Below are 5,967 nucleotides of genomic sequence, written 5' to 3' on the forward strand. Positions count from 1 at the left end.
CGTTCACGCGCACGACGGTGCGCGTGCGCTGCTCGGCCGTCAGCAACGGCAGGTGCTGCGCGAGTTGCGCGCGTGCGTCGTCCTTGCTGTCGGGGCTGACGGCATCCTCGAGGTCGACGATGATGCAGTCGGCGCCCGAGTCGAGCGCCTTCGCAAAGCGCTCGGGGCGGGTGGCCGGCACGAACAGCAGACTGCGCGCGTGCTGGACGGGGGAGAGGGGCTTGGACATGGCTCAGATCACGCCGGCGGCGCGCAGTTGTTCGATATCGGCGTCGGTGCGCCCGAGTTCATGCAGGATGGCCGCGCTGTGTTCGCCGAGCGCGGGTACCGCATCCATGCGCACGTCGAAGCTGTCGACCGTGGCGGGCGGCAGCAGCGCCTGCAGTTCGCCGGCCGGCGAGTCGATCGAGCGAAAGCGCTCGCGTGCGTGCAGTTGCGGATGCGTCCACAGATCGCCGATCTGGTTCACGGCGGCGTTCGCGATCTGCGCTTCGTCGAGGCGTGCGATCACGTCCTGCGCGGTGAGGGAGGAGAACGCCTGTTCGATCACGGCCTTCAGTTCCGCACGGTGCTCCGAGCGGCGCACGTTGGCGTCGAAGCGCGGATCGGTCGCGAGCGCCGGGTCGCGCAGCACGACATCGCAGAACGCTTTCCATTCGCGCTCGTTCTGCAGGCCGAGCATCACGACGCGGCCGTCGCCGGCTTTGAACGGGCCGTACGGGTAGATGGTCGCGTGCGCGGCGCCGTTGCGGCCCGGTTGCTGCTGGCCATCATATGCGTAGTACATCGGGAAGCCCATCCACTCGGCCAGCGCCTCGAGCATCGAGATTTCCACGTGCGAGCCGGTGCCCGTTACGCCGCGCTGCAGGAGCGCGCTGAGGATGCCCGTGTACGCATACATGCCCGCCGCGATGTCGGCGATCGAATTGCCGGCCTTGCTGGGCTCGTCGGCCGTGCCCGTGATCGACAGGAATGCCGCCTCGCTCTGGATCAGCAGGTCGTAGGCTTTCTTGTCGCGGTAGGGGCCGTCGGCGCCATAGCCCGAGATGTCGCAGACGATCAGCCGAGGGTGCTTCGCGTGCAGCGCATCGAACGACAGGCCCATGCGCGCGGCCGCGCCGGGCGCGAGGTTCTGCACGAGCACGTCGGCCTGGGCCACGAGTTCGCCCAGCACTTCCTGCGCGGCCGGTTGCTTCAGGTCCAGCGTGAGGCTTTCCTTCGACCGGTTGGTCCACACGAAGTGCGATGCGAGACCGCGGGTGCGATGGTCGTACGCACGCGCGAAATCGCCCACACCGGGGCGTTCCACCTTGATGACGCGAGCGCCCAGATCGGCGAGCTGGCGCGTGCAGAACGGCGCGGCGATCGCGTGTTCGAGCGTGACGACGGTCATCCCGCTCAGCGGGCCTTTTCGAGCTTGCATGATCGGATCGTTATTCCAGTTCGGCGCTGGCCTGCATGGCCAGCTGCCCTTGCGGGCCGCGTGCCCACAGGCGGGCGGCATGACCGTCGAGCTTGCCGTTCACCGTGAACGGCGCGGTGTCGAACAGCGGGCTCACGGCCTTGAATTCGAAGCTGCGTACAGTCTTCTCGGGGTGCGTGCGGCGCAGTTCCTCCAGCAGCAGCATCGCAATCAGCGGGCCGTGCACCACCAGGCCCGGATAGCCTTCTTCCTGCATCGCGTAGGGCCGGTCGTAGTGGATCCGGTGGCCGTTGAAGGTGAGGGCGGAAAAGCGCATCAGCAGCACCGGGTCGGGCGTGACGACGCGCGAATACTGCTCGTCGGTCGGCGCCGGTGCCGGCTGCGGGGCCGGTGCGCCGGCCGCGGCGGGGGGCGGCGCGTCGCGATACACGATGTCCTGTTCTTCGCGGATCGCCACGCCGTCGGCGTCGCTCGTTTCGTGCAGCACGGTGACGAACACCAACTGGCCGCTGCGGCCGGATTTGCTCTGCACGCTCAGGATCGTGGACCGGCGCTGCACGGGCGCATCGACGGCCAGCGGGCGCAGGAACTGCAGCCGTCCGCCGGCCCACATGCGGCGCGGCAGCGTGACGGGCGGCAGGAAGCCGCCGCGCTGCGGGTGACCGTCGACGCCGATGTTCGACTGGCGCTCGCCCGGCAGGAAGTACAGCCAGTGCCACAGCGGCGGCAGCGTCGCGGGGAGTTCGGAGGGGTTCGCGTCGTCCAGCGTCGCCTGCAGCAGACGGACGGGGGCCCGGGTAATCCGGTCCGCGCTGTCTTCGCTGCGGCCGACCCACGCGTCGAAGGATTCGGGAGACTCGAGACTCATGTTGTTTCGTGCTCGATGATTGAAGCGTGAGGCAGGCGGCCGGCGCCCGTCTGTCAGGCGCCGGCCGTGATGACCGTCAGAGTGCGTTGACCAGCTCGGGCACGGCCGCGAACAGGTCGGCTTCGAGGCTGTAGTCCGCCACGCTGAAGATCGGTGCTTCCGGATCCTTGTTGATCGCGACGATCACCTTCGAATCCTTCATGCCGGCCAGATGCTGGATCGCACCCGAGATGCCGACCGCGATGTACAGTTGCGGCGCGACGATCTTGCCGGTCTGGCCGACCTGGTAGTCGTTCGGCACGAAGCCGGCGTCGACTGCCGCACGCGACGCGCCCAGTGCGGCGTTCAGCTTGTCGGCCAGCGGCTCCAGCACCTTCGTGTAGTTTTCGCCACTGCCGAGACCGCGGCCGCCCGACACGATGATGTTCGCGCTGGTGAGTTCCGGACGGTCCAGCTTCGTCACTTCACGGCTCACGAACTGCGACTGGCCGGCGTCGGCTGCCGCTGCGATCTTTTCGACCGATGCGCTGCCGCCTTCCGCTGCCACCGCATCGAACCCGGTCGCACGCACCGTGATCACCTTGATCGAATCGCCCGACTGCACCGTCGCGATCGCGTTGCCTGCGTAGATCGGACGCTCGAACGTGTCGGCCGACACCACCGCCGTGATTTCGGAGATCTGCGCGACGTCGAGCTTCGCGGCGATGCGCGGCGTGACGTTCTTGCCATAGGCCGTGGCGGGCACGAGGATGTGCGAGTAATCCTTCGCGATGTTCAGCGCGGTCGCTTCGACGTTTTCCGCGAGGCCCGCTTCGAGTTGCGGCGCGTCGGCCAGCAACACTTTCGAAACGCCCGCGATCTTCGCTGCCGCATCGGCTGCGCCTTGCGCATTGTGGCCCGCGACCAGCACGTGAATGTCGCCGCCGATCTTTGCTGCGGCCGCCACCGTGTTCAGCGTCGCGGCCTTGATCGATGCGTTGTCGTGTTCTGCAATCACCAGAATCGTCATTTTTTCCGCTCCCTCTTACAGTACCTTGGCTTCGGTCTTCAGCTTCTCGACCAGCGTCTGCACGTCCGGCACCTTCACGCCGGCCGCGCGCTTCGGCGGCTCGACCACCTTCAGCGTCTTCAGACGCGGCGCGACGTCCACGCCCAGGTCTTCCGGTTTCACCGTTTCCAGCGGCTTCTTCTTCGCCTTCATGATGTTCGGCAGCGTCACGTAACGCGGCTCGTTCAGGCGCAGGTCGGTGGTGACGACCGCGGGCAGTTGAAGCGACAGCGTTTCCGCGCCGCCGTCGACTTCACGCGCGACCGTTGCACGGCCGTCGGCCACCGTGACCTTCGATGCGAACGTCGCTTGCGGGAAACCGGCCAGCGCGGCCAGCATCTGGCCCGTCTGGTTCGAATCGTCGTCGATTGCCTGCTTGCCGACGATCACCAGTTGCGGCTGTTCCTTGTCGACCAGCGCCTTCAGGATCTTCGCGACGCCGAGCGGCTCGACGCCGTCGTTCGATTCGACGAGGATCGCGCGATCCGCGCCGATCGCCAGCGCCGTGCGCAGCGTTTCCTGCGCCTGCGCGACACCGACCGACACGGCGATCACTTCGGTCGCCACGCCGGCTTCCTTCAGGCGGACGGCTTCTTCAACCGCGATTTCATCGAACGGGTTCATCGACATCTTGACGTTCGAGAGGTCGACGCCGGTGCCGTCGCCCTTGACGCGAACCTTGACGTTGTAGTCCACCACGCGCTTGACGGGTACGAGAATCTTCATGGAGAGGAATCCTTCCAGAATCAGTAGGAACGGGGGAGCTGCAGCACGTGCTCGGCGACGTGCCCCAGGATCATGTTGGTGGAAATCGGCGCGACCTGGTACAGGCGCGTTTCGCGGAACTTGCGCTCCACGTCGTATTCGCATGCGAAGCCGAAGCCGCCGTGCGTCTGCAGGCACGCATTGGCCGCTTCCCAGCTTGCCTTGGCGGCCAGGTACTTGGCCATGTTGGCCTCGACCCCGGCGTTCTGGCGCGCGTCGATCTTCTCGCAGGCGCGCCAGCGCATCAGGTTCGCGGCCTCCAGCTCGATGAACGATTCGGCGAGCGGAAACTGGATGCCCTGGTTCTGCCCGATCGGGCGACCGAACACCTTGCGCTCGCTCGCGTAGTCGCGCGCTTTCTCGAGGAACCAGTAGCCATCGCCGATGCACTCGGCCGCGATCAGCGTGCGCTCGGCGTTCAGGCCGTCGAAGATCACCTTCAACCCCTTGCCTTCGGTGCCGAGCAGCGCGTCTTCCGGCAGCTCCAGGTTGTCGAAGAACAGCTCGTTGGTCTCGTGGTTGACCATGTTGAGGATCGGGCGCACGGTGAGGCCGTTGCCGATCGCCTTGTCCAGTTCGACGATGAAGCACGACAGCCCGTCGCTCTTCTTCTGCACCTGGTCGAGCGGCGTGGTGCGAGCGAGCAGGATCAGCAGGTCGCTGTGCTGGACCCGCGAGATCCACACCTTCTGGCCGTTGATGACCCAGCGGCCGTCCTTCTTCACGGCCGTGGTCTTGAGCTTGGTGGTGTCGCTGCCGGTGGTGGGCTCGGTCACGCCCATCGACTGCACGCGCAGTTCGCCCGCCGCGATGCGCGGCAGGTAGCGCTGCTTCTGCGCTTCGGTGCCGCTGAACACGATGGTGTTCATCACGTACATCTGGCCGTGGCACGCGCCCGAATTGCCGCCGGAGCGGTTGATCTCTTCCATGATGACCGACGCCTCGGCCATCGACAGGCCCGGGCCGCCGTATTCCTGCGGAATCAGCGCGGCCAGCCAGCCGGCCTGCGTAAGGGCGGTGACGAACGCTTCGGGATAGCCGCGCGCCTCGTCGATCTTGCGGTGGTATTCGGCCGGATACTGATTGCACAGGCCGCGTACCGCGTCGCGGATTTCCTGGTACTGGTCGGGGGCGGAGAAAACGGAGGCGCTCATGAATCGTGTCTCGTCATTGGCATGGGTTGAGTCCATAATAAGTTTTGATGGATTTCTTAAACAATAGAATTTTCTGATCGTCGAATCAGTTTTTGGCATCGAGGTATCCGCGATGGATCTCAAGCAACTGCGCGCCTTCGTCACCGTGGCCGAAACGGGCAACGTCACCCGGGCGTCGAGCCTGTTGAATCTCGTGCAGCCGGCCGTGTCGCGCCAGCTGCGCCTGCTCGAGGAGGACATGGGGACGGAACTGTTCGACCGCAGCCGGCACGGCATGCAGCTCACGCCGTCGGGCAAGACGATGCTCGAATACGCGCGCCGCATCCTCAACGAGGTGGCGCGGGCCAAGGCCGAGATCCAGCCGACCGAGGGGCCGGTGGCGGGCATCGTGAGCATCGGGCTGCTGGCCAGCACGTCGGATCTGCTGGCCACGCGTCTCGCGGGCGAGGTGGCGCGGCGCTACCCGCACATCCGCCTGCGGCTCACGATCGGCTATGCGGGCCACCTGCAGGACTGGCTCGAAGCGGGGGATGTCGACGCGGCGCTGCTGTACGGGCAGAAGGAGACGCCCGCGCTGCACGTGAAGGCGTTGATCGACGAGAGTCTGTGGGCCGTCGCGGCGCCGTCGGCCGGGCTGTCGCGCAAGCGGCCGCTGTCGCTCGAGCGGGTCGCGCGCGAGCCGTTCATCCTGCCTTCCGCGCCGCAGGGC

General features: G+C 66.5%; 7 protein-coding genes. 1 reads left to right on the plus strand and 6 read right to left on the minus strand.

The window, feature by feature from the left end; all coding sequences use genetic code 11:
• The 6 genes from G3N93_RS31930 to G3N93_RS31955 all read right to left on the minus strand — a co-directional run.
• On the minus strand, positions 1-229 hold a 229-nt coding region (locus G3N93_RS31930), incomplete at its 3' end, for an aldolase/citrate lyase family protein (protein ID WP_241026777.1).
• Positions 230-232: 3 nt separating this feature from the next.
• On the minus strand, positions 233-1,423 hold the full coding sequence (locus G3N93_RS31935; RefSeq protein ID WP_206124461.1) for a CaiB/BaiF CoA-transferase family protein: 1,191 nt from the start codon (positions 1,421-1,423) through the stop codon (positions 233-235).
• Between the two features lie 10 nt (positions 1,424-1,433).
• Positions 1,434-2,291, minus strand: a complete 858-nt coding sequence (locus tag G3N93_RS31940; protein WP_206134750.1) for a MaoC family dehydratase N-terminal domain-containing protein — start codon at positions 2,289-2,291, stop codon at positions 1,434-1,436.
• Between the two features lie 76 nt (positions 2,292-2,367).
• A complete protein-coding gene (locus tag G3N93_RS31945) occupies positions 2,368-3,300 on the minus strand; it encodes an electron transfer flavoprotein subunit alpha/FixB family protein (protein ID WP_174933252.1) in 933 nt (310 codons plus the stop codon).
• A gap of 15 nt (positions 3,301-3,315) precedes the next feature.
• Positions 3,316-4,065, minus strand: a complete 750-nt coding sequence (locus G3N93_RS31950) for an electron transfer flavoprotein subunit beta/FixA family protein (protein ID WP_174933250.1) — start codon at positions 4,063-4,065, stop codon at positions 3,316-3,318.
• A gap of 20 nt (positions 4,066-4,085) precedes the next feature.
• On the minus strand, positions 4,086-5,258 hold the full coding sequence (locus tag G3N93_RS31955) for an acyl-CoA dehydrogenase family protein (RefSeq protein WP_011349984.1): 1,173 nt from the start codon (positions 5,256-5,258) through the stop codon (positions 4,086-4,088).
• Positions 5,259-5,370: 112 nt separating this feature from the next.
• Between G3N93_RS31955 and G3N93_RS31960 the strand changes: the two genes are divergently transcribed.
• On the plus strand, positions 5,371-5,967 hold a 597-nt coding region (locus G3N93_RS31960), incomplete at its 3' end, for a LysR family transcriptional regulator (protein WP_206134751.1).

It is taken from the genome of Burkholderia sp. Se-20378 (assembly GCF_017104665.1).
In the GTDB taxonomy this organism is placed as follows: domain Bacteria; phylum Pseudomonadota; class Gammaproteobacteria; order Burkholderiales; family Burkholderiaceae; genus Burkholderia; species Burkholderia lata.